This is a genomic window from Methylobacterium carpenticola, assembly GCF_042748905.1.
Classification (GTDB): Bacteria; Pseudomonadota; Alphaproteobacteria; order Rhizobiales; family Beijerinckiaceae; genus Methylobacterium; species Methylobacterium carpenticola.
This window is the reverse complement of record NZ_JBHZEO010000001.1, coordinates 3,778,437-3,801,246: the sequence shown is the minus strand read 5'-3', so window position 1 is coordinate 3,801,246 and position 22,810 is coordinate 3,778,437. Positions and strand designations below refer to the sequence as shown.

The window sequence follows — 22,810 nt, the reverse complement described above, 5'->3', positions numbered from 1 at the left end:
CTTGCGGCGGCGTGCGGTTACCGCCGCAGCCCGGGTGACCGCGCGGTCACCCGGTGGAGGATGCGGCCCAGTTCCTCCCCCGAATAGGGCTTGTGCAGCAGCTCGAAGCCGTGCGCCCCCTCCTGCGCCAGCACGTGGCTGTAGCCGGAGGCCAGCACCACCGGCAGGTGCGGCATCCGGTGCCGGAGTTCGCGGGCGAGCGCGATCCCGCCCATGCCCGGCATCACCACGTCGGAGAACACCGCGTCGAAGCCGGCCCCGTCCGGGTCCAGCCGCTCCAGCGCCTCCTCGGCATTCGCCGCCCAGGTGGTCTCGAAGCCGAGATCCTGCAGGATCTGGCAGGCGAAGCGCCCGACCTCGACGTTGTCCTCCACCACCAGCACCCGCCGGCCGTTGCCCGCGGGGGAGAGCGAGCGGGCCTCCGGGTCGCCGCCGCCGATCCCGCCCTCCACCTCGACCTGCGGCAGGTAGAGCGTGAAGGTCGTGCCCTGGCCGAGCGTGCTCTCGACCGCGATGTCGCCGCCCGACTGCTTGGCGAAGCCGAAGACCTGCGACAGGCCGAGCCCAGTCCCCTTGCCCACGTCCTTGGTGGTGAAGAAGGGCTCGAAGATGCGCCCGACCAGGTCCGGCGGGATGCCCGCACCGGTATCGGTCAGGGACACGGAGGCGAAGGGGCCGGGCGCCCCCGCATGGCCGCGGATGGGCGGCAGCGCGCAGCTACATTCGAGGCGCAGCGTCAGCGTGCCCTCGCCGTTCATCGCGTCGCGGGCATTGACCGCCATGTTCACGAGCGCCGTCTCGAACTGGCTCTGGTCGGTGCGCACGAAGCAGGAGGTGTCGGGCACCTGCGTGACGACCCGGATGCGCGCGCCGGTGACCGCGTCGAGCATCTCGCCGACGGCACGCAGGCGGGCCCCGACATCGATCACCTCGAGCTTGAGGGCTTGGCGCCGCGCGAAGGCGAGGAGCTGGCCGGTGAGCTTGGCCGCACGGTCCACGGTGTCCGACACCGCGTCGAGGTAGCGGCGCCGCCGCTCCTCGGGCAGGTCGGGCCGGCGCAGGAAGTCGACGGAGGAGCGGACGATGGTGAGCAGGTTGTTGAAATCGTGCGCCACGCCCCCGGTGAGCTGGCCCACCGCCTCGAGCTTCTGCGACTGGCGCAACGCCTCCTCGGCCCGCCGCTGCTCCGAGACGTCGCGGCCGAAGCCGTAGAGCGTCCCATCCTCCGGCACGATGGTCCAGAGGATGCGCCGCGGCTCGCCCTTCGGCGTGCGGATCCCGATCTCGGTGTCGACGCCCGGCAGGCCCGACAGGCGCCGCTCCAGCTCCTCCGCCATCGCCTCGCGCTCCTCCGGAACCACGAAATCGAGGAGCGGCCGGCCGATGCTCTCGGCCTCCGACCAGCCGAGGGTCCGCACCCAGGAGGGATTCACCGACAGGATCTCGCCGCGGGCGGTCGCCACGACCTTGAGCACTGGCGACAGGCTCCAGATGCGCTCGCGGTCGCGGGCCTGGGCGACGATCTGCGCTTCGAGCGACTGCGTCTTCGCCTCCAGGAGTTCCTCGACGCGCTTGCGGTCGGTGATGTCGTGGACGAAGACGTAGACCCCGTCGATCCCGCCCTCGGGCGGGCGGCGGGGCATGTAGCGGATGTCGGCGACGCGCGGCCGGCCGTCCGGCCAGGGCCAGCTGCGTTCGAGGCGCACCTCCTCCCCGGCGAGCGCCCGCTCCACGAAGGGCAGGCGGAAGGCGAACTCCTTCTCGCCGATCAGGTCGCTCATCCGGCGGCCCGGAACGGCGGCGCTCGGATGCCCGAACCACGTCTCGTAGGCGGCGTTCACGAACCGGTAGGTGAAGTTCCGGTCGATGACGCCGATCAGCACCGGCATCGCGTCCGCCACCAGCCGCAGCTCGGCCTCGCGGTCGCGCAGGGCCAGCTCGTTCTCGCGCCGCCGCGTGATGTCGTTGAACAGGACCGCGACGCGGTTCAGGGAAGGATCGTCCACCGGATAGGCATGGACGTCGTACCAGCGCCGCAGGGCCGTGGCGGCGTTCTCGAAGCGCACCGGCCGCCGCGTCCGCGCCACTTGGCCGTAGATGTCGAACCAGTGCCGCTCGTGCTCGGGAGCGAGGTCGCGGATCCGCCGGCCCGTCGGATCGGCGAGGCCGGTCTGCGCCTCGAAGGCCGGATTGACCTCCAGGAAGCGGTAATCGTCCGCTCTGCCCTCGGCGTCGAACAGCACCTCGATCACGCAGAACCCGGCATCGATCGAGTTGAACAGCGAGCGGTAGCGCTCCTCGCTGGCGCGCAGGGCCGCGTCCGACCGGCGCATCTCCAGCTGCGCCATCACGGTCCGGGCGAGCGTCTTGAGGATGAAGCGCTGCGGCTCGGTCAGGGTGCGGGGCACGCGATCGAGGACGCACAGCGTGCCGATGGTGCATCCGTCCGGCGTGATCAGGGGCGCGCCGGCGTAGAAGCGCAGATGCGGGACCCCCGTGACGAGCGCGTTCCCGCGGCGCTCCGCATCCGTGTCGAGGTCGGACAGGTGCAGGAGGTCCGCCGTGCCGAGCACCTCCGTGCAGAAGCCGAGATCGAGGGGCATCTCCCGGACCTCGTGCCCGACCGCCGCCTTGATCCACTGCCGGCGGTCATCGATGAAGTTGATATGGGCCATCGGCGTCGCGCAGGCCTGGGCGGCCATCTGGGCGATGTCGTCGAATTCCGGCTCGCGCGGCGTATCGAGGATGGCGTAGCTGCGAAGGGCCGCGAGGCGGCCGGCATGGCCGATGTCGAAGCGGGCCGTCTCGGTGGTCCTGTCCGGAACTGTCGCGGAATCGGTCATTGCGGCGCGGTTGTCAGGGGCGGCTTCCCGAGAGAGGAACGTCGTCATGTAGCGCATGGTGGCGGGCCGGATATGGCCGCCGGTTCAGATATTCGGCGTGTTGCGCCACGGCCTCTCCCGGTGTCGGAAGACCGGCCTTGCCCACGGCGATCGGCCCGCGACCCGCGCGACGGCCGTCGATCGGGTCTCCTGCGGTCCCGAGAGCCGAGATCGCGGCTGGGCCGGCCCCGATGCTCTCGCGGGGATCGCGTCGGTCCCGGCCCGGGCCGGGACAGGATTGCGCTGGAGAACGCCGTCGTCTGTGGCCGCTTTCATGGTTCCGGGCGGATGCGATGTCCGGGGCGGGAGAGCGGGTCGGCACGGACGAGGCCCGAACCGACCCCGGCGGCCCGGAGCCGCGCTGATTCCGCCTCCACCGGGCGAGCCGGCCTCTTCCCTAAGGGCACGGCCCAATCATCCCGCATCCGAATACCGATCTCGCTTGGCGGGATTTATCAGATAAGGTAAATTAATTATTTGATAACGATTTTATCACATAGCAAACGATCGATAACACGTAGGGATGTAGGCAATGTTTCGCCTTATTTCATGCCTTACGAACGACCATATTCCGCATCTTCTAGCCCTGAATGCGCTTCTCGCAGCGGTGACGGCCTATGCGATGCTGTCGCTGCTGGGGTCGGGCCGGAATGGGACGACGGCCTGGACGCCGCTCCGGCAGGGACTCGCCGGGATCGCGGTGGGCGGCGGGATGTGGAGCACCCACGCGCTCGGCATGCTGGCCTACGATCCGGCCGGGCTCACCCTCGGCGTCGACGCCCGGATCGCCATCGCCGCCCTGATCCTCGGCGCGCTGATCGCCTGGGGCACGCTCGCCCTGGCCCGGCGGCACGGCTGCGGGACCGACGGCCTCGCGGGGGCCGTCTTCGCGGGCGGCTTCGCGGCCCTCCACATCCTGGGCCTCGAAGGCACCGTCGTGCCGGGCCGGATCGTCTGGGATCCCGGCCTCGCCATCGCCGCCATCCTGTCCGGCACCCTGCTCGCGGCCGGGGCGATCCGCCTCGCGGCCGGGCGATCGGGCCTGCCGGCGCGCCTCGCCGCGAGCCTCCTTCTCGGCCTCGGCATCTGCAGCCTGCACATCATGGCGCTCGCCGCCGCGACGGTGGTGCCGGAGGGAACCCCTCCCCCGCTGACCCCGCTGCTGTCGCGGGACGCCGTGGCCGGGATGGTCGCGGGCTTGAGCGCGCTGCTCCTCGCGATGACGGCCTTGGGCCTCGTCGCCGATGCCCGGGCCGCGGCCCTGCGCGGTGCCGTCGCGCGCCTGCGGATCCTCACCGAGGCCTCGTTCGAGGGGATCGTGATCGCCCGCGAGGGGCGCGTGCTCGACGTCAATCCGAGCTTCTGCACCCTGGCCGGCCGGCCGGCCGAGGCCCTGCGGGGGCAATCCCTCTCCGCGCTCACCGAACCGAACGCCCCGCCGCTCCTCGAGGGTGACGGGGGCGCAGGCGCGCACGAGACGCGCCTGCTCTGCGCCGACGGCGGCACCATCCCGGTGGAGGTGCGGGCGCGGCCCTGGCCCACGGGCGCGGGCACCCACGCGATCACCGTGCGCAGCCTGCGCGAGCGCCAGGAGGCCGACCGGCGCATCCGCCTGCTCGCCTACCGGGACCAAGCGACCCGCCTGCCGAACCGCGCCGCCTTCGATGAGGCGCTGCGGGCGCAGATCACCGCCTGCGTGCGCAACAACACCACCTTCTCCCTCCACCGCGTCGATCTCGACCGCTTCAAGGAGATCAACATCACCTTCGGGCACGCGGTCGCCGACCAAGTGCTCGCGAGCCTCGCCCGGCGCCTCGCGCAGTTCGTGGAGACCGGGACCCTGGACCGGGTCTTCCGCCTCGGCGACGACGAGTTCGCGGTCCTGCAGATCGACGCCGAGCGCGCCCGCCCGCCGGAGACGGTCGCCCGCCAGATCGTCGAGCACCTCGCCGCCCCGGTCGTGGTGGCGGACCGGCAGATGCAGGTCCGCGTCAGCGTCGGGGTCGCGGTCTGGCCCGAGGACGGGTCGGGGGGCGAGACGCTGCTCAAGCGCTCGGGGCTCGCCCTCGATCGGGCCAAACGCGACGGCGGCGGCCGCCATTGCCGCTACGACGCCTCCCTGGTCGCCGCCATCGAGACCCGGCGCCAGTTGCAGGAGGATCTCGCGGCGGGCCTGCGCGACGGCGCCTTCGGGGTCGTCTACCTGCCGATCGTGTCCTTCGCCTCCCGGCGCATCGTCGGCCACGAGGCGCTGCTGCGCTGGCACCACCCGCAGCGGGGCGAGATCCCGCCGAGCCGCTTCATCCCGCTCGCCGAGGAATGCGGCGCGATCATCGATCTCGGCCGCCTCGTGCTCACCGAGGCCTGCCGCGAGGCGGCGACCTGGACGACGGAAGCGGTCGCGTCGGTGAACGTCTCGGGCCTCCAGCTCCAGACGGACGCGTTCATCGACCTCGTGGACGGGGTGCTCGCCGAGACCGGCCTGCCGCCCGAGCGGCTCCAGATCGAGGTCACCGAGACGATCCTCATCGACGACCGCCACCGGGGGGCGCAGCGCCTGAACACGCTGCGGGCCCGGGGCGTGCGGATCGCGCTGGACGATTTCGGCCGGGGGCTCTCCTCCCTGCAACTGCCGCGCGACATCCCCTTCGACGCGGTGAAGCTCGACGTCTCGCTCATCCGCGGGCTGGAGGAGGGCCGCGAGGCCCGCGCCGTGGTCGAGGCGCTGATCGATCTCCTGCACCATCTCGGCCGGGTCACGGTGGCCGAGGGGGTGGAGACCCGCGAGCAATGGGACGCGCTGCGCGCCGCGGGCTGCGATTTCGCGCAGGGCGCGCTGTTCGGGACGCCCCGCGCGCAGCCGATCGCGGGTGATGTCCTCATCGAGCCGCTGCCGCCCGACGTCACGCGCCTCAGCGACTATCTGCGCCGCAAGGACCGGTGAGCGGTGGCCGGACGGGCACCGGCGCACCGGCAGCAGCCGGGCGGCCGCCCGCGCACGATCAGGACCGGCGGCCTCCGGGACAGCTTGAGCATAAACCCGACGCCACAGGCTATCCGATCGCCCTTATAGCCAAGCTTATCCATCCAAATCGGTCACTCAGCTTGCGAATTCGCCATCCGTAAGGCGCACCATCTCTCGTGCGCGCGATCGATCTTCGATTAACCATAGTCCCGCCGCGAAAAAGCCGATCGAGCTGAGCTTTCTTCCGCGCGGCGGATGGGCTCCGCCGCGGCGTCGGACCTTCGGGCGCGCGGCGCGGGCCGACCCCGGGCGTCACGGAGACGCTCTCGGCGGATCGGCGCCGGCGTGCCGGCGCTGCGTCCGCTCAGGCTTTTGATGTGCCGCAGGTTCGTGACGCGGAACCTGCCTGGGGAGACGCGCGCGGTGGTCGGCTTGCAGATGGTCCTCGATGCCCCTTCGCCCGACGCCGCAGCGGCGCCCGGCCCCCGCCGCTCCGGCTCCGGACCCCTTGCCGTCTCGCTCGCCGCCCTGCTGAGCCTCGTCGTCGGCGGCGACTGGCACCCGGAGCGACGCTGGAGCGAGACCGTTCCGGCGGCAGCGCCGGCGATCACGGCCGAGACCCGGGAGCCTCCCGCCGGGGCCGCCGCTCCCGCCGAGCCGCCAGCGGAGATCCTGGCCGCCGCGCCCCCTCCGGCCCCGGATTGGTCGGCTCCCACCCCGGTGCCGTGGCAGAGCGCGCTCCTCGATTCCCTGCTGGACGCCGTCCCGGTGGCGCCCTCGGATCCCGCCGAGGCGCCCGTGGACGCGGATGCGGCGGACCCGGTCCAGCCGCCCGCGCCCCTCGCCCGACCGGTGCCGCTGCCGGTGCCGCGCCCGCCGGAACTGCGGGGCCCGCGAGTCGCGGAGCCGCTGCGGAGCCGGAGCGCGGCGCGCCGCGCCGCCGTCGCCGCTCCGCCCGCCCCGGCCGAGGATAACCGCAGCTTCGTCGAGAAGCTGTTCGGCTTGCCGGCCTCGGCACCGAGCCCCGGTCTCGCCTACGCGGCGCTCGACCCGAACCCCGTCGCTCCGCCCCCGATCCGGCGGCTCATCCCCACTCCCTCGCCCGACGCGGCGCGGCTGACCGCCATCTACGACATCAGCGCCCGCACGGTGACGCTGCCGAACGGCGAGCGGCTGGAGGCCCATTCCGGTCTCGGCCCGCACATGGACGATCCGCGCTTCGTGCATGTGCGCATGCGCGGCGCGACGCCGCCCGGCACCTACGATCTCAGCGAGCGCGAGGCCCTGTTCCACGGCGTGCGGGCGATCCGCCTCAACCCGGTCGGCGGCAGCGGCGCCGTGCACGGCCGGGTCGGGCTCCTGGCCCACACCTACATGCTCGGCCCGAGCGGTGCCTCGAACGGCTGCGTGTCCTTCAAGGATTACGAGCGGTTCCTCCAGGCCTTCCTGCGCGGCGAGGTCCAGCGCCTCGTCGTCGTGGCCGGACGCGGCCAGGACGGGCCGCCCGGCGACCGCCGCATCGGCCTGTCCGACCGCTCCGCGGGCGGCAACGGGGCCTGATATCAGCCTGATATCAATGGTCAGTGTCACTGACCGTCGGCATGAGCGGGATCCCGGAGAGCGCCTCTCCGGGATCCCGCAGCCTCATACGATTTCCGGTTGATTGCTTCGCAATGCGGAAATCGGCTTCGCTCAAGCGCCGCGCGGGCTTGCTGATACGCAATCCGCTTCGATCAAGCGGATTGCGTATCACTCGCCGTCGATGCGCTTGCCGAGCAATGCGATCGCCCGCTGATAGACCGAGGCCGCGTTCCAGCCCTGGATCGCCGCGAAGTTCGGCTCTCCCGGCTGGTAGCCGGCTCCGCGCTGCCAGCCATGGGCGCGCAGGAAGTTCGCGGTGGAGTTGAGGGCGTTCGGCAGGCTGTCGAGGCTGCCGCCAGTGCCGTAGTTCAGGATGCTCTTCGGCAGGAACTGCGTATGGCCGACCTCGCCATGGGCCGCGCCGCGGGTGCTCGCCGTCAGCACGCCCCGGTCGACCAGGGTCAGGGCCGCGTAGAGCTGGTCGGTGAAATAGGCCGAGCGGCGGCAATCATAGGCCAGGGTCGCCACGGCCGACAGGGTGTTGACGTTGCCGCGCACCGCGCCGAAGCCCGTCTCCATTCCCCAGATCGCCAGGAGCGGTCCCGGCGGCACCCCGTAGCGCTGCTCGATCGAGGCGAAGAGCGCCGCGTTGGACTGCTTGAGCGCCCGCCCGCGCGAGACGATGGTCGGCCCGCCGCGCTTGGCGAGGAACTGCTCGAGCGAGAGGCGAAAGCTCTTCTGGCCCCGGTCCGCCGCGATGGTCGCGGAGGAATAGGACGTGCCCATGAGCGCCGCGAGGCTCGCCGCACTCGCCCGCCCCCGCGCCTCCTCGGCGAATTCCCGCTTCCAGGCCTCGTATCCGGCCGGGCCGTTGCCGCATTGCGCGGCCTGCGCCGCACCGCCCGTGACCACGACGGCCGCGAGACCGGCCGCGACCCAGGGCCTGCCGTATCCACGCTTGGTCATCGAATACTCCCTCCAGGGGGCAGCAACCGAGCAAACCGCCCTTTCGCCGCCATTACTTAGCCGCTCCGGCGGCCAAGGCTACAGCCGGACCCTGTACGGATCGTTGTCCAAACCCCTGAGGCGAGTGATGCGCCCGGCCTGTTGTGCCGGCGCATCGCTGCGAGCGGAGCCGCACCGGAGAGATGGGCGTGGCGATGCCGGCGGAGAGCGCGGCCATGGCGGCGACCGCTCCGCCAGGGCCGTAGCGAGGCTCCAGACGAATGGGTTAGTCCTGCTGGCAATTGGTTCGGATCAACGCGGATCGGCGGTCGGCATCAGGAACGATCGACTGAAGGGGAATGGGTCATGACCCGGCCCTGGCGGCATCCCGCCGGAGCGCAACCCCCGGCATGGAGGCCATAAAGGCCGTCACGGAGGGACTGTTCGGCCTGCCAAAGGAACTTACATACCTCCGGGATGTATGTCTCTCGATCCCCGTGGGGGGATCGGCAGCCGAAGGGCGTGTGTGTGCCGCAGACCATCCTGATCACCGGCGGAGCCGGTTTCATCGGCCGGGCCATCGCCCGGGCGCTGGTCGCACGGGGCGACCGGGTTCGTGTCCTCGACAGCCTGATCGATCAGGTTCACGGGGGCCTCGGGCGGCCCGACGACCTGCCGGACGCGGTGGACCTGCGCCGCGGTGACGTGCGCGACCCGGCCGCCATGGCGCAGTCGCTCATCGGCATCGACAAGGTCATCCATCTCGCCGCCGAGGTTGGCGTCGGCCAGAGCATGTACGCGGTGGAGCGCTACGTCTCGGTCAACGATCTCGGCACGGCGGTCCTGTTCCAGGCGCTGATCGAGCGGCCCGTGCAGCGGGTGGTGGTCGCCTCCTCCATGAGCATCTACGGCGAGGGGCTCTACCGCGACGCGGAGGGCGCGCTCGCCGAGGAGGTGGTGCGCCAGCCCCGCTCCGGCCCGGATGCCCCCTGGGATCCGCTGGACGCGCGGGGGCGCCCGCTCACCCCCGTCCCGACGCCGGAATGGAAGCGCCCGGCCCTCGCCTCGGTCTACGCCCTGTCGAAATACGCCCAGGAGCGGCTGACCCTGATGCTCGCCCCCGCCTACGGCATGGAGGGCGTGGCGCTGCGGCTGTGGAACGTCTACGGGCCCGGGCAGGCGCTCTCGAACCCCTATACGGGGGTGCTGGCGATCTTCGCCTCGCGGCTCCACAACGGGGCGGCGCCGGTGATCTTCGAGGACGGGCACCAGCTGCGCGACTTCGTGCAGGTGGACGACGTGGCGCAGGCCTTCCTGCTCGCCCTCGACCGGCGCGAGGCGGCGGGTCAGGTCTACAACATCGGCTCGGGCGAGGTCCGCTCGGTGCGCGAGGTCGCGACCCTGCTCGCCCGCGCCATGGGCCGGACCGGGATCGTCCCGGAGATCTCGGCCCAGATGCGGGCGGGCGACATCCGCCACTGCATCCCGGATATCGGCAAGGCGCGGGCGGAACTCGGCTACGCGCCCCGGCGCGACTTCGTGGACGGCCTGTCCGAACTCGCCGACTGGGTCGCGGCCCAGGTCGACGCGCAGGACCGCGTCGCCGAGGCGCGCCGCGAACTCGAGAAGCACGGGCTCGTCGCATGATGCGCGCACGCTCCCAGCGGCCCATCCTGATCACCGGCGGGGCCGGCTTCATCGGCACGAACCTCGCGGACGCGCTCGCCGCGGAGGGGCGGGACGTCCTCGTCTACGACGCCCTGCTGCGGCCGGGGGTCGAGGCGAATCTCGACTGGCTGCGGCGCCGCCATCCGGCCCGGGTCTCGGCGGTGGTGGCGGATGTGCGCGACACCGCCTCGCTCGCCGCCGCGGCGGGCGAGGCGGCGGCGGTGTTCCACTTCGCCGCCCAGGTCGCCGTGACCACGAGCCTCGTCGAGCCGACCACGGATTTCGAGGTCAATCTCGGGGCGACGCTGCACCTGCTGGAGGCCCTGCGCCGCCGGCCCGATCCCGCCCCGCTCGTCTTCGCCTCCACCAACAAGGTCTATGGCGACCTCGCCGATCTCGAATTCCGGCGCGAGGGCGAGGCCTACCGGCCCGTGGACGAGCGGCTCCACCGCCACGGGATCGGCGAGGACCGCCGCCTCGACTTCCACACGCCCTATGGCTGCTCGAAGGGCGGCGCCGACCAGTACGTGCTCGACTACGCCCGCAGCTTCGGGGTGCCGACCTGCGTGCTGCGCATGAGCTGCATCTACGGCCCGCGCCAGATGGGCACCGAGGACCAGGGCTGGGTGGCGCATTTCCTGATCCGCGCGCTGGCCGGCGAGCCCATCGCCATCTACGGCGACGGCTATCAGGTCCGCGACATCCTGCACGTCGCCGACGCGGTCGCGGCCTACCGGGCGGCGCTCGCCCGCATCGATCGGGTGAGCGGCCGGGCCTACAATCTCGGCGGCGGGCCGGCCAACGCGGTCAGCCTGCGGCAGGTGCTCGACGCCATCCGCGACCTCGTCGCGCATCCCCTCGACCTCAGCTTCCACGACTGGCGGGCGGGGGACCAGCGCTACTACGTGTCGGACACCCGCGCCGCCGCAGCCGATCTCGGCTTGGCCCCCCCGATCCCCTGGCGGACCGGGCTCGGCGACCTCGCACGGTGGCTCGGGGAGGCACGCGGCCTTGCGCCGGCGACAGAGCAGCCCCGGCGCCGGATCGCCGCCGCGGTATCCTCCGCTTAACCAGGATGGGGCGACAAGCCCTTGTCGCCGAAACCGCCTCCGCCAGATCCCATCGGATCCTCACCCCGCAGTATTCAACAGGCGTCAGGACCCCCATCGGTGAGAATAGCCCTCGTCAATCCGACCTGGACCTTCACGCAGAGCATCTATTTCGGCTGCCGGGAGGCGCATCTGCCGATCGAGCTCGGCGCCTGCAAGGTGCTCGCGGAGGCGGGGGGCCACGAGGTGCTGATGCTGGACGGGGCCCTCGACGAGCTGTCGCTGGAGGAACTGGCGGAGCGCGTGGCGGCGTTCCGCCCGGCCATGACCGTGGTGACGACGGCGCCGACCTACCTGTTCTGGCGCTGCGCGCAGCCGGAGCTGCGGGTGCCGCGGGCCTTCCTCGACGCGCTGGCGGGACGCGGGGGCCGGACCGTCGCGGTCGGCCCGCACGGCTCGGTGACGCCCGGGACGACGCTCGCCAAGCTCGGCTGCGACATCGTGATCCGGGGCGAGTGCGAGGAGATCGTCGCCGCCCTGGCGGGTGGCGGCCTGGCGCGGCCGGCGGGCGTGCCCTCCCTGGCCTACCGGGACGGGGACGGCATCCGCGTCACCGGCGGGCCGGCGGCGACGCGCTTCACCGACCTGCCGGCGCTCGCCTGGCCCGAGGCCTGGATCGCCCGCCACCATCACCACCATCACCGCTTCGACCGGGCTCCGGACGGACCGGGCGCGGAGGTGGAGGCGTCCCGGGGCTGCCCCTACAGCTGCACGTTCTGCGCCAAGATCGATTTTCGCGACAAGTACCGCCGCCGCGACCTCGCCCTGGTTCTCGACGAGATCGACCGGCTGATCGCGCAGGGCGTCACCTACGTCTACTTCATCGACGAGATCTTCCTGCCGCAGAAGCCGCTCCTCGAAGCCCTGGTCCGCCGGAACCTGTCCTTCGGGGTGCAGACCCGGATCGACCTGTGGAAGCCCGACATGCTCGATCTCCTCGGACAAGCGGGCTGCGTCTCCATCGAGGCGGGCGTCGAGAGCCTGACCGAGGCGGGCCGCGCCCTCCTCGACAAGAACTGCCGCGTCTCCACCGACGATCTCGCCGAGCGGCTGATCCATGCCCGGCGCTCGGTGCCCTTCGTGCAGGCGAACCTGATCAAGCTCGCCGGGGACGATCCCGCGCTGGTCGATGCGTGGCGCGAGCGCCTGCGCGCGGCCGGCGTCTGGGCCAACGACCCGGTGCCCCTCTACCCCTACCCCTCCTCGCCGGATTACCGCCGCCTGTGGGGCGAGCCGGACGGCCGCGCCTGGGAGCGGGCTCACGCCCATTACCTCGCCGAGTTCGACCGCTTCAGCGACATCCAGGACGAGCGGCCGGCTCCGTTGACCGAACTGGAATCCGCATGCTGCCCGGCCTGACCGCCGCGCGCTCGCGCGCTCCCGCCCTCAACCTGTTCATGACGGCGGATGCCGTGGGGGGCGTCTGGCAATACGCCCTCGACCTCTGCCTCGACCTGGAGCGGCGCGGCTTCGGCCTCACCCTGGCGGTGCTGGGGCCGGAGCCCAGCGTCGACCAGCTGCGGGCCGCCCGCACCATCCGCGGGCTCGACCTGCGGGTGATGGACGTGCCTCTCGACTGGACGGCGCTCACCCGCGGCGAGGTGGAGACCGCCGCCTGGCGCGTCGCCCGGGCGGCCGAGCGGGCGGGGGCCGACCTCATCCACCTCAACAGCCCGGCGCTCGCCGGCATCGCCCCCTTCCCGGCCCCCGTCGTGGCGGTGGCGCATTCCTGCGTCGCCACGTGGTGGGCGGCGATGCGGGGGGGCCCGCTGCCGTCCGATCTCGCGTGGCGGGCGGCGCTCGCGGGGGACGGCTACCGGCGCGCCGCCGCGGTGCTCAGCCCCACCCGGGCCTTCGCGGAGGTCACCGCGGCCACCTACGGCCTGCCCACCCTGCCCCGGGTGGTGCCGAACGGGCGGCGCAGCCCGGCCGAGCGCGGCCACCGCACGCCGCTGGGCGCCACCGCCTCGCCCTTCGCCTTCACGGCCGGGCGGCTGTGGGACGAGGGCAAGAACGCCGCGACCCTCGACCGGATCGCCGCCCGCCTCGCCCCCCGGCCCTTCCTGGCCGCCGGCCCCCTCGACGGCCCCAACGCCGCCTGCGTCGCGCCGCGCCACCTGCGCTGCCTCGGGCGCCTCACCGACCAGGACATGGCGCGCTGGCTCGCCGGCGCCCCGATCTACGTCTCGGCCGCCCGCTACGAGCCCTTCGGCCTCGGCGTGCTGGAGGCCGCGAGCGCCGGCTGCGCCCTCGTCCTGTCCGACATCCCGACCTTCCGCGAACTCTGGGACGAGGCCGCCATCTTCATCGAGCCGGACGACGATGCGGGCTTCGCCGCCGCGATCGAGCTGGTCACGGCGGACCCGGCGATCCGCGCCCGGCTCGGCGCCGAGGCCAAGGCGAGGGCGGACCGTCTCACCGTCGAGGCCATGGGAGCGGGCGTCGTCGCGGCCTACGAGGCCGTGCTCGGCGACCAGCCCCGGCGCGCCGGAGCGCCCGCGTGAGGATCACCGTCTTCACCCATTCCCTGCGCTCCTGCTGGAACCACGGCAACGCGCATTTCCTGCGCGGCGTCCTGCGCGAATTGCGGGCGCTCGGCCACGACGTGACGGTGCACGAGCCGGCGGGCGCCTGGAGCCTCGCGAACCTCGTCGCCGATCACGGCGAGGCGGGGGCCGCCGCCTCCCTCGCCCCCTATCCGGACCTGTCCTCCCGCATCGACCCCGAGGGCTCCGACCCGGCGCAAGCCGTCGACGGGGCGGACCTCGTGCTGGTGCACGAGTGGAACGAGCCGGCCCTGGTCGCGCGCCTCGGGGCGCTCCGCAAGGCCGGCGGGCGCTTCACGCTCCTGTTCCACGACACTCATCACCGGGCGGTGAGCGAGCCCGCCGCCATGCGGGCCTACGATCTCTCCGGCTACGACGGGGTGCTGGCCTTCGGCGAGACGCTGGCTGCGGTCTATCGCGACTGGGGCTGGGGGGAGCGGGTCTTCGTCTGGCACGAGGCCGCCGATACCCGCCTGTTCCGCCCGCCCGCGCGGGAGACGGAGCGGCAGGGCCTCGTCTGGATCGGCAACTGGGGCGACGGGGAGCGCAGCGCGGAACTCGACGCCTTCCTGTTCCGCCCGGCCCGGGCGGCGGACCTCTCCCTCGACGTCTGGGGCGTGCGCTACCCGGCCGAGGCGCTGGCCGCCCTCGACCGTTCCGGCGCCCGCTACCGGGGCTGGCTGCCGAACGCCAGGGCGCCGGAGGTCTTCGCCCAGCACCTCGCCACGGTGCACGTGCCGCGGCGCTTCTACGTCGCGGCGCTGCCCGGCATCCCGACGATCCGGGTCTTCGAGGCCCTGGCCTGCGGCATCCCGCTCGTCTGCGCGCCCTGGCGCGACAGCGAGGGGCTGTTCACGCCCGGCCGGGATTTCCTGATGGCCGAGGACGAGGCCGCCATGACCCGCCATCTGCGGGCCCTGCGCGACGATCCCGGCCTGCGGGCGGAGCTGGCGGCGCACGGCCTCGCCACGATCCGCGCCCGGCACACCTGTGCGCACCGGGCCGCGGAGCTGATCGCGGTGGCCGAGCGCCTCGCCGGACCGCCGCGGCTGAAGACGGCCGGATGACCCACCCCCGCTCGCCTGCTCAAGGGTCGCCTGCCCAGGAGTCGCCCATCCGATGAGCACCATCGCCTTCTACGGCTCCAGCCTCCTGTCCTCCTACTGGAACGGCGCGGCCACCTATTACCGGGGCCTGATCCGCGACCTCGCGGGGCGGGGCTGGCACACGACCTTCTACGAGCCCGACGCCTTCGACCGCCAGCAGCACCGGGACATCGACCCGCCCGACTGGGCCGCCGTCACGGTCTATCCGGCGACCGAGGAGGCCGCGCGGGCCGTCATCGCCGAGGCGGCACGGGCGGACGTGGTGGTGAAGGCCTCCGGGGTCGGCGTGTTCGACGACCTGCTGCTCGAAGGACTCGCCGCCGCGGCGCGGCCCGATGCCCTGCGGCTGTTCTGGGACGTGGACGCCCCCGCGACCCTGGCGGACCTGCGCAGCGCGCCCGACCATCCGCTGCGCCGCACCCTGCCCGCCCTCGATCTGGTTCTCACCTACGGCGGCGGGCCGCCGGTGATCGAGGCCTACGAGGCCTTCGGCGCGCGGCGCTGCATCCCGATCTACAACGCCGTCGATCCCGACACCCATCACCCGGTGCCGCCGGATCCGCGCTTTGCCGCGGACCTCTCCTTCCTCGGCAACCGCCTGCCGGACCGGGAGGCGCGGGTGGAGGAATTCTTCCTGCGCCCCGCCGAGCGCTTGGCCGACCGCGCCTTCCTGATCGGCGGCAACGGCTGGGATTCGCGGGCGCTGCCGGGCAACGTCCGCCACCTCGGCCACGTCTCGACCCGCGACCACAACGCCTTCAACGTCACGCCGCGGGCAGTGCTGAACATCGCCCGCGACTCCATGGCCGCGACCGGCTGGTCGCCCGCCACCCGCGTCTTCGAGGCCGCCGGCGCGGGAGCCTGCCTGATCACCGACGCCTGGACCGGCCTCGACATGTTCCTGACCCCCGACGAGGAGGTGCTGGTCGCCCGCGACGGGGCCGACGTGGCCGCGCACGTGGCCGCGCTCACGCCGGAGCGGGCCGCCGCCATCGGGGCCGCCGGGCGCCGCCGCATCCTGGCCGAGCACACCTATGCCCGGCGCGGCGCGCAGGTGGACGCCCTCCTGCGGGCGGAACTGGCGGAGAAGCGCGCGGGGCGCCGCGCATGAGCCGCCCCCTCCACCTCGTGGTGCTGGGCCTCAGCCTGTCCTCGTCCTGGGGCAACGGCCACGCCACCACCTACCGGGCGCTGCTGAAGGCCTTCGCGGCGCGGGGCCACCGGGTGACGTTCCTCGAGCGCGACGTGCCCTGGTACGCCGCGCATCGCGACCTCGCCGATCCGGGTTACTGCGAGCTGATCCTCTATCCCGACCTCGCGGCCCTCAGGGACCTGCGCCCGCTGCTGATGCGGGCGGACGCGGCGATCGTCGGCTCCTACGTGCCGGAGGGCGTCGCGGTCGGGCACTGGGCCGTCGCGGCGATGCGCGAGGCGGGCGGGGTCGCCGCCTTCTACGACATCGACACGCCCGTGACCCTGGCCAAGCTCGCCCGGGGCGATCACGAATACCTCACCCCCGCGCTGATCCGGGCCTACGACCTCTACCTGTCCTTCACCGGCGGGCCGGTGCTCGACCGCCTGGAGCGGGAGCACGGCTCCCCCCGCGCGCGGGCGCTCTACTGCTCGGTGGATCCGGCCCATTACGCCCCCGCGGCCGGCGCGCCGGCCTACGACCTGTCCTATCTCGGCACCTACAGCCCGGACCGGCAGCCGACCCTGGAGCGGCTGCTGATCGAGCCCGCCCGGCGGGCGCCCCACCTGCGCTTCGTGGTGGCCGGGCCGCAATATCCCGCCGACATCGCGTGGCCGGCGAACGTGGAGCGGCGCGAGCATGTCGGCCCCGCCGACCATCCGGCCTTCTACGGGCTCAGCCGCTGGACCCTCAACGTCACCCGGGCCGACATGCGGGCGGCCGGCTACAGCCCGAGCGTGCGCCTGTTCGAGGCCGCCGCCTGCGGCACGCCGATCCTGTCGGACACCTGGCCCGGGCTCGACACGGTCCTGGAGCCGGGCCGCGAGATCGTGACCGCGGAGGATCCCGAGACGGTGCTGCGGGTGCTGACCGGGACGGCGGAGGCGGACCGGGCGGCGCTGGCGCAGGCCGCCCGGACCCGCGTGCTCGCCGCGCACAGCGCCGGACACCGCGCGATGGAGCTGGAGGCGGCTCTGCGCGAGGCGGCGGGCCAGCCCGCTGCCGGCTGACGGCACGGGGGATTTGGAGATCACACCCGCCCCTCATGCCGATTTTCAAACGCAGAGCGGCCAGGGTGCACGAGGATCTCCGATCAGCACCCGCCCCTTGGATCAGGCGCCGCCGATCTCCCGCTCCGCCGCCCGGGCGAGGGCGAGGAAGCGCGCTCCGTCGAGCCCCAGACCCCAATCCTCGTAGAGCAGCCGGCCCTCGTTCGGCAGCCTGTCGAAGGAGTGGTCCGGCGCCTCGCGGAAACGCTCCAGGGCGATCGGCAGCCGGTTGAGGGTGGCGGCCTGCGTCGCATGGATGGCGAAGAGGTCGGCCTTCAGCGCGCAATCCTCCGGATCGAGGTGGAGCGCGATCGCCCGCCGGGGCGGGTGCGCCGGCAGGAAGGCGCCCGCCTCCGGTCCCTCTTCGCCGCGATGGTAGAAGGGCATCTCGATCACCGCGAGGGCGCCGCCCATCAGCCGCTTCGCGCCCTGGACCGCCAGCGCCACGGCGTCGTGGTCCGGATGCCCGCCCTCATAGGCATGGGTGAGCGCGACCGTGATGCCGCGCGCCGCGAAGAGTGCGGCGAGTTGCCGGGCGAGGGGGGCCAACGCCTCCGCGACGCCCTGGTCCGGCAATCCGAGGGCGATGCGCCGCTCGGGCGGGACGCCGACGAGGGTCAGCGCCGCATCGCGTTCACGGGCCCGCGCCGCCGCGTAGGCGGCGGGATCCGGGAAGCCGTGGCGGGCGGCGTCCCGCCCGTTCCGGGGGGCGCCGTCGGTGACGTGGATCACCGTGACCCCGGAGAGCCGCGGCAGTTGCGCCCCGCAGCCGACGCTCTCGTCGTCCGGATGGGCCACGACGAGCGCGGCGCTCCCGGCCGGAACCGGCCCCCGGGCCGGATGCGCCAGGGCGGCGAGGAGCGCCTCCGCCTGCGGCGAGGTCGGGGCGAGCGGTCCGGTGACCACGCCGCTCATCGGGAGTTCCTCATGGCTGGCTCCTCATGGACGAAGCGCCGGCATCACGAGGGAATCGGGCCGCGGCCGGAGCTGGCCCGCGTAGCGCCGGACCATGGCGGCGCAGAACTCCGCGAATTCCTCCTTCACCTGCGGCGCGCTGGTGTGGTGAGGGGCGATGCCCCGGTGCTCCGGGGTGAAGCAGAACGTCACCGTGACGTCGAACTCGGCGAGTGCGTCCATCTGCCGGTCGAACCAGTCGAGGGCGTTGGGCCGGAAGGAATCGGCCCAGGACAGGCCGGTGCGCAGGTAGCGCACGCCGAGCCGCCGCATCCAGGCCACCGCCTCGTCGAGGCGGTGATCCTCGAAGTGGAACCACTGGCACAGCCCCATCGCGGGCGCGTGGCGGGCGAAGGCCTCCAGGGCGGGCTTGGGCGTCCCGTCCTCGCGCAGCAGCCCCATGTAGAAATGGCGGTAGTAGGAGGAGCCCTCCGCCTCCTTGTGCCGGGTCGTGGCCCCCCAGGCCTGCGGCAGGTCGTAGAGGCTGTACCAGTGGATGCGCGGCGTGCGGCCGATCAGCAGCTCCGCCGTCCGCTCCACGCCGAAGACCTGCACCTCCTCGGCCCCGAAGGTCGAGACCCCGACCTCGGTGACCCAGACGGGCTTGGGCGTCACCGCGCGGATCTCGGCGAGCTTGGCCGGCCACTCGTTGATCTGCCAGAGGTTCCAGTCGAGGGGGAAGCCGTGCACCGCCACGACGTCGACGTGATCGAGGGCGCGCTTCGCATCGAGGAACTGCACGAAGGTCGGGTCGATGGGCGAGAGGCCGCCGAGCACGGTGGGCAGCGCGGGCGCCTCCCGCTTCAGGGCCTCGGCCGTGCAGGCGAGCGTATCGGCGAAGAGGTGCCAGCCCGGATCGACCTCGGGATCCCAATGCGACTTGTTGTTGGGCTCGTTCCAGATCATCGCCGCTTCGATCATGCGGGCTCCTCGGACGCTGACACTCTTCCGGCCCCTCATGGCGGGCGGGGTCGGGCGGGGCAAGGCGACGTCTTGCCAAATGTCGTCTTGCATGCGCGCAAAGGCGATCTGGCAGGCCGGGCCCTGGCGGCAAGGGCGCCGGATGCGCAGGTGGGGGCGAGACAGGAGATCCCGCGATGCAGCTCACCGGAATCCACCACCTCACCGCCGTGACGGCCCAGGCCGCCGACAACTTCGCCTTCTACACCCGCGTGCTCGGCCAGCGGCTCGTGAAGAAGACCGTCAATCAGGACGACGTCTCGGCCTACCACCTGTTCTATGCCGACGGCCTCGCCTCGCCGGGCTCGGACCTGACCTTCTTCGACTGGCCGGCCGCCCGCGAGCGGCGGGGCACGAACAGCATCGCCCGCACCATGCTGCGGGTGGCCGGCCCCGAGGCGATGGCGTGGTGGCGCGCGCATTTCGGCCGCCAGGGCGTGACGCACCGGCCGCCGGTGGAGCGCGACGGGCGCCTCACCCTCGACTTCGAGGATCCGGAGGGCCAGCGGCTCAGCCTCGTGGACGATGGCGGCAGCGGCGAGGCCCATCCGTGGGCGGGAAGCCCGGTCCCGGCCGGGCACCAGATCCGCGGCCTCGGGCCGATCCTGCTCAGCGTGGCCGATCCGGCCGCGACCGAGGCGGTGCTGACGGGGGTGCTCGGGATGCGGCCGGTGCGCGACTACCCGGCGGGCGACGCGGCGGCCGAGGCCTCGGCGGAGCGGCCGGTGCGGGTCTACGCCATGGGCGCGGGCGGGCCGGCGGCGGAACTGCACGTGGTGGCGGAGCCGGATCTCGGGCCGGCGCGGCCGGGGGCGGGCGGCGTGCACCACGTGGCCTTCCGCATCCCGGATGCGGAGTACGAGGCCTGGACGGAGCGGCTGCGGAGCCTGCGGGTGCCGTCGAGCGGCCCGGTCGACCGCTACTACTTCCGCAGCCTCTATTTCCGGGAGCCGAACGGCATCCTGTTCGAGATCGCGACGGACGGCCCGGGCTTCGCCACGGACGAGCCGCTGGAGGCCCTCGGCGAGCGCCTCGCGCTGCCGCCGTTCCTGGAGCCGCGCCGGGCGGAGATCGAGGCGGGGCTGAAGCCGCTCTGACGGCGGCCACGGGCCCGAGGTCGAGCGGGCCCCTCGCCCGGGCGGGGCTCCGACCTGCACGCATCGCCGGATGAGGGGCGGACCTCTTCTCATCCCGCGTGCGGGGAGAGGCCCTGGGGATCGGAACGCTCCCGCTGCCCTTGCCGGGGCGAAGTAAGCCCGAAAGGCGGGGGTGAGGGGGCGGCGCCGGATGTGGCTCCTCCGGAAGCCCCTCACCGTCGGGTCGGTCCCTGCGGGATCGATGCGCCGCCTCGCTTCGGTGACGGCGAGATCACCGAAGCCCTCGCCCCGCAAGCGGGGCGAGGAGATGCGCGCACTCCGAAGTGAGAATCCGCAAGCCCGGGCGGAGAGGGATCCGCGCGCCTCATACGGTTTCCGGATGATCGCTTCGCGATGCGGAAACCGGCCTCGCTCAGGCGCCGCGCGGGCTCGTGATACGGTTTCCGAAAGTGATCTTCCGGAAACCGTATCAGACGTCCTTGTTGAGGACTTCCTTGCTCTCGACCGTGGTGTCGGCCTTCAGGTGGTAGACGAGCGGCACGCCGGTCCACAGTTCCAGGCCGGGGATGGTCTCCGTGGTGAGCCCGTCCAGCACCATCACCAGCGCGCGCAGGGAATTGCCGTGGGCGGCCACCAGCACCCGCTCGCCCCGCATCACCCGCGGCAGGATCTCCCGCATGGTGTAGGGCAGCACGCGGGCCACCGTGTCCTTCAGGCTCTCGCCGCCGGGCGGGGGCACGTCGTAGGAGCGGCGCCAGACATGGACCTGCTCCTCGCCCCAGCGCGCGCGGGCATCGTCCTTGTTGAGGCCCGCGAGGTCGCCGTAGTCGCGTTCGTTCAGGGCCGCGTCGACGATGGTCGGCAGGTTCGGCTGGCCGAGTTCCTCCAGGATCAGGGCGGCGGTGCGCTGGGCCCGGGTCAGGGCCGAGGTGAAGGCGACATCGAACTGGATGCCCTTCGCCTTCAGCCGCCGTCCCGCCGCCCGCGCCTCGGCGACGCCGACCTCGGTCAGGTCCGGGTCGCGCCAGCCGGTGAAGAGGTTTTTCAGGTTCCACTCGCTCTGGCCGTGCCGTGCGAGGACGAGAAGGCGGTCCATGATTGTCCGTGTCGCTCCGTGAAGGCGGGGTCGGAGACCCCGGGAAGGCCGCGGGTCAGAGACCCAGAACGTCGTCCATGTCGTAGAGGCCGGGCTTCTGCGGGAAGGCCCAGAGGGCGCTTCTCACCGCGCCGCGGGCGAAGATCCCGCGGTCCTCGGCCCGATGGGTGAGTTCGATCCGCTCGCCGGCCCCCGCGAAGATCACGCTGTGCTCCCCGACCACGCTGCCCCCGCGCAGGGTCGCGAAGCCGATCGTGCCGGGCACGCGGGCCCCGGTATGGCCGTCGCGCACCGCCACCTTCCGCTCGCCGAGCGCCACCGCCCGGCCCTCGGCCGCCGCCTCCCCGAGGAGCAGCGCCGTGCCGGAGGGCGCATCGACCTTGTGGCGGTGATGCATCTCCAGGATCTCGATGTCGAAGTCCTCGCCGAGGGTCGCCGCGACCTTGCGCACGAGGCCCGCCAGCAGGTTGACGCCGAGCGACATGTTGCCCGAGCGCACGACGCGCGCATGGCGGGCGGCCGCCTCCAGCTTCCGGAGGTCGTCCTCCGACAGGCCGGTGGTCCCGACCACGTGGACGAGGCGCGCCTGGGCGGCGAGTTCGGCGTAGAACACCGTGGCGGCGGGCGCCGTGAAGTCGAGGACGCCATCGGCTTCCGCGAAGGCCCGCAGGGGGTCGTCGGTGACGGGAAGGCCGAGCGGCGGCAGGCCGGCGAGCACGCCCGCATCCTGGCCGATGACCGCGGAGCCCTCGCGCTCGATCGCGCCCGCGAGCGTGCAGCCCTCGGTCCCGGCCACCGCCTGGATCAGCATCCGGCCCATGCGTCCGGAGGCACCCACCACCACGAGTCGCATCGCGCCCTCGCTCCCCCAAAAGGCCAACCCGCGGCCGTGCCCCGCCTCCTACAGGCCGGGGGCGCGCCTGCCAAGGCGGCCGGATCGCTCAGCGGGCGCCCGCGGCGAGCAGGGGGGCGAGCACGTCCGTGACGCCGGTGAGCGTGATCTGGGTGCCCACGCAGAGGAGCAGGAAGGCCGAGAGCCGCCCGAGCACCCGGGCGCGGGCGTGGCCGATGCGGGCCACCACCCCGTCCGCCGAGGCGTAGGCGATGCGCACCGCCATGGCGATGACGAGGGCGGCGAGGGAGGCGCCGAGGAGGAAGCCGAGGCGCGCGCCCCCGGCCTCGGGCCGGCTGGCGCCGAGCGCGATCACCACCGAGATCGTGCCCGGCCCGGTCGTGAAGGGCAGCGTCAGGGGAAAGAAGGCGATCTCGTCGAGGCCGCCATGCTCCAGCCCGTCCGGCTCGCGGTCGCGGTCGCGGGCGGGCTCCGCCTGGGCCGCCTTGCGCGCCTCGCGCTCCTCGGGGGCGGCGAGGAGCCGCCACGCCTGGGCCGCCACGACGAGCCCGCCCGCGATGCGCAGGGCCGCGAGCGAGATGCCGAAGAAGCTCAGCAGCGCCGCCCCCGCCCAGAGCGAGACCAGCATCACCGCAGCCGCGTAGAGGCCGATGCGGCGCGCGAGCAGAGCCCGCTCCGCGTGGCTGCGCCGCGCCGTGACCTCGGCGAAGATCAGCGCGCCGCCGAGCGGGTTGACGATCGAGAACAGGGCCGGGAGCGCGAGCAGGAAGCTCTGCAGGGCCACGTCGAGGGCGGGCGGGGTCACGC

At 73.0% G+C, this 22,810-nt stretch carries 17 protein-coding genes; 10 read left to right on the top strand and 7 right to left on the bottom strand.

The features are described 5' to 3' along the window. Positions 1 to 17: 17 nt before the first annotated feature. A complete protein-coding gene (locus ACE101_RS17805; protein WP_379132085.1) occupies positions 18 to 2,843 on the bottom strand; it encodes a PAS domain-containing hybrid sensor histidine kinase/response regulator in 2,826 nt (941 codons plus the stop codon). A 661-nt stretch (positions 2,844 to 3,504) separates the two neighbouring features. Between ACE101_RS17805 and ACE101_RS17800 the strand changes: the two genes are divergently transcribed. Next, entirely contained in the window at positions 3,505 to 5,826 is a 2,322-nt protein-coding gene (locus ACE101_RS17800; RefSeq protein WP_379132082.1) for a putative bifunctional diguanylate cyclase/phosphodiesterase, read from the top strand. Positions 5,827 to 6,270: 444 nt separating this feature from the next. After that, positions 6,271 to 7,407, top strand: a complete 1,137-nt coding sequence (locus ACE101_RS17795; RefSeq protein WP_379132079.1) for a DUF2778 domain-containing protein — start codon at positions 6,271 to 6,273, stop codon at positions 7,405 to 7,407. A gap of 189 nt (positions 7,408 to 7,596) precedes the next feature. Here ACE101_RS17795 and ACE101_RS17790 read toward each other — a convergent pair whose 3' ends face one another. Then, positions 7,597 to 8,394 (bottom strand): lytic murein transglycosylase, encoded by a 798-nt coding sequence (locus ACE101_RS17790; RefSeq protein WP_379132076.1) that lies wholly within the window; start codon positions 8,392 to 8,394, stop codon positions 7,597 to 7,599. Positions 8,395 to 8,901: 507 nt separating this feature from the next. Here ACE101_RS17790 and ACE101_RS17785 point away from each other — a divergent pair. From ACE101_RS17785 to ACE101_RS17755, 7 genes are all read left to right on the top strand, one after another. Beyond that, on the top strand, positions 8,902 to 10,020 hold the full coding sequence (locus ACE101_RS17785; RefSeq protein ID WP_379132073.1) for an NAD-dependent epimerase/dehydratase family protein: 1,119 nt from the start codon (positions 8,902 to 8,904) through the stop codon (positions 10,018 to 10,020). Beyond that, on the top strand, positions 10,017 to 11,111 hold the full coding sequence (locus ACE101_RS17780; protein WP_379132070.1) for an NAD-dependent epimerase/dehydratase family protein: 1,095 nt from the start codon (positions 10,017 to 10,019) through the stop codon (positions 11,109 to 11,111). Before ACE101_RS17785 ends, ACE101_RS17780 begins: the two co-directional genes overlap by 4 nt. 99 nt (positions 11,112 to 11,210) lie before the next feature. Continuing rightward, positions 11,211 to 12,509 carry a TIGR04295 family B12-binding domain-containing radical SAM protein gene (locus ACE101_RS17775; RefSeq protein WP_379132068.1) on the top strand — a complete coding sequence of 433 codons (1,299 nt, stop codon included), beginning with the start codon at positions 11,211 to 11,213 and terminating at the stop codon, positions 12,507 to 12,509. Next, positions 12,494 to 13,654 (top strand): glycosyltransferase family 4 protein, encoded by a 1,161-nt coding sequence (locus ACE101_RS17770; protein WP_379132066.1) that lies wholly within the window; start codon positions 12,494 to 12,496, stop codon positions 13,652 to 13,654. The genes ACE101_RS17775 and ACE101_RS17770 overlap by 16 nt, the downstream gene beginning before the upstream one ends. After that, entirely contained in the window at positions 13,651 to 14,763 is a 1,113-nt protein-coding gene (locus ACE101_RS17765) for a CgeB family protein (protein ID WP_379132063.1), read from the top strand. The genes ACE101_RS17770 and ACE101_RS17765 overlap by 4 nt, the downstream gene beginning before the upstream one ends. Positions 14,764 to 14,815: 52 nt before the next feature. Beyond that, complete coding sequence (locus tag ACE101_RS17760) at positions 14,816 to 15,913, top strand: CgeB family protein (RefSeq protein WP_379132060.1); 1,098 nt, start codon at positions 14,816 to 14,818, stop codon at positions 15,911 to 15,913. Further along, positions 15,910 to 17,004 carry a CgeB family protein gene (locus tag ACE101_RS17755; RefSeq protein ID WP_379132058.1) on the top strand — a complete coding sequence of 365 codons (1,095 nt, stop codon included), beginning with the start codon at positions 15,910 to 15,912 and terminating at the stop codon, positions 17,002 to 17,004. Before ACE101_RS17760 ends, ACE101_RS17755 begins: the two co-directional genes overlap by 4 nt. 102 nt (positions 17,005 to 17,106) lie before the next feature. Here the strand turns inward: ACE101_RS17755 and ACE101_RS17750 are convergent, their stop codons facing one another. Together ACE101_RS17750 and ACE101_RS17745 are read right to left on the bottom strand one after the other, a co-directional pair. Then, positions 17,107 to 17,958, bottom strand: coding sequence for a PIG-L deacetylase family protein (locus tag ACE101_RS17750; protein ID WP_379132055.1), 852 nt, complete (start codon positions 17,956 to 17,958; stop codon positions 17,107 to 17,109). Between the two features lie 24 nt (positions 17,959 to 17,982). Next, complete coding sequence (locus ACE101_RS17745; protein ID WP_379132052.1) at positions 17,983 to 18,918, bottom strand: glycosyl hydrolase; 936 nt, start codon at positions 18,916 to 18,918, stop codon at positions 17,983 to 17,985. A gap of 176 nt (positions 18,919 to 19,094) precedes the next feature. On the opposite strand from ACE101_RS17745, the gene ACE101_RS17740 reads away from it, so the two are divergent. Then, the gene (locus tag ACE101_RS17740; protein WP_379132049.1) at positions 19,095 to 20,054 is read left to right on the top strand and encodes a ring-cleaving dioxygenase; all 960 of its coding nucleotides are present in this window, start codon (positions 19,095 to 19,097) and stop codon (positions 20,052 to 20,054) included. 469 nt (positions 20,055 to 20,523) lie between these two features. On the opposite strand, the gene ACE101_RS17735 is transcribed toward ACE101_RS17740, so the two are convergent. The 3 genes from ACE101_RS17735 to ACE101_RS17725 form a co-directional block, all read right to left on the bottom strand. After that, on the bottom strand, positions 20,524 to 21,150 hold the full coding sequence (locus ACE101_RS17735) for a 2,3-bisphosphoglycerate-dependent phosphoglycerate mutase (RefSeq protein WP_379132046.1): 627 nt from the start codon (positions 21,148 to 21,150) through the stop codon (positions 20,524 to 20,526). Positions 21,151 to 21,205: 55 nt separating this feature from the next. After that, entirely contained in the window at positions 21,206 to 22,003 is a 798-nt protein-coding gene (gene dapB, locus ACE101_RS17730; RefSeq protein ID WP_379132043.1) for a 4-hydroxy-tetrahydrodipicolinate reductase, read from the bottom strand. 88 nt (positions 22,004 to 22,091) lie between these two features. Continuing rightward, on the bottom strand, positions 22,092 to 22,808 hold the full coding sequence (locus ACE101_RS17725; protein ID WP_379132041.1) for a MarC family protein: 717 nt from the start codon (positions 22,806 to 22,808) through the stop codon (positions 22,092 to 22,094). Positions 22,809 to 22,810: the final 2 nt, after the last annotated feature.

What these genes read in the sequence shown, in the direction of transcription:
- ACE101_RS17805 (WP_379132085.1), bottom strand. Translation starts at nt 2,843, where the DNA reads ATGACCGATTCCGCGACAGTTCCGGACAGGACCACCGAGACGGCCCGC.
- ACE101_RS17800 (WP_379132082.1), top strand. Translation starts at nt 3,505, where the DNA reads ATGCTGTCGCTGCTGGGGTCGGGCCGGAATGGGACGACGGCCTGGACG.
- ACE101_RS17790 (WP_379132076.1), bottom strand. Translation starts at nt 8,394, where the DNA reads ATGACCAAGCGTGGATACGGCAGGCCCTGGGTCGCGGCCGGTCTCGCG.
- ACE101_RS17780 (WP_379132070.1), top strand. Translation starts at nt 10,017, where the DNA reads ATGATGCGCGCACGCTCCCAGCGGCCCATCCTGATCACCGGCGGGGCC.
- ACE101_RS17770 (WP_379132066.1), top strand. Translation starts at nt 12,494, where the DNA reads ATGCTGCCCGGCCTGACCGCCGCGCGCTCGCGCGCTCCCGCCCTCAAC.
- ACE101_RS17760 (WP_379132060.1), top strand. Translation starts at nt 14,816, where the DNA reads ATGAGCACCATCGCCTTCTACGGCTCCAGCCTCCTGTCCTCCTACTGG.
- ACE101_RS17755 (WP_379132058.1), top strand. Translation starts at nt 15,910, where the DNA reads ATGAGCCGCCCCCTCCACCTCGTGGTGCTGGGCCTCAGCCTGTCCTCG.
- ACE101_RS17750 (WP_379132055.1), bottom strand. Translation starts at nt 17,958, where the DNA reads ATGAGCGGCGTGGTCACCGGACCGCTCGCCCCGACCTCGCCGCAGGCG.
- ACE101_RS17745 (WP_379132052.1), bottom strand. Translation starts at nt 18,918, where the DNA reads ATGATCGAAGCGGCGATGATCTGGAACGAGCCCAACAACAAGTCGCAT.
- ACE101_RS17740 (WP_379132049.1), top strand. Translation starts at nt 19,095, where the DNA reads ATGCAGCTCACCGGAATCCACCACCTCACCGCCGTGACGGCCCAGGCC.
- ACE101_RS17735 (WP_379132046.1), bottom strand. Translation starts at nt 21,150, where the DNA reads ATGGACCGCCTTCTCGTCCTCGCACGGCACGGCCAGAGCGAGTGGAAC.
- dapB (WP_379132043.1), bottom strand. Translation starts at nt 22,003, where the DNA reads ATGCGACTCGTGGTGGTGGGTGCCTCCGGACGCATGGGCCGGATGCTG.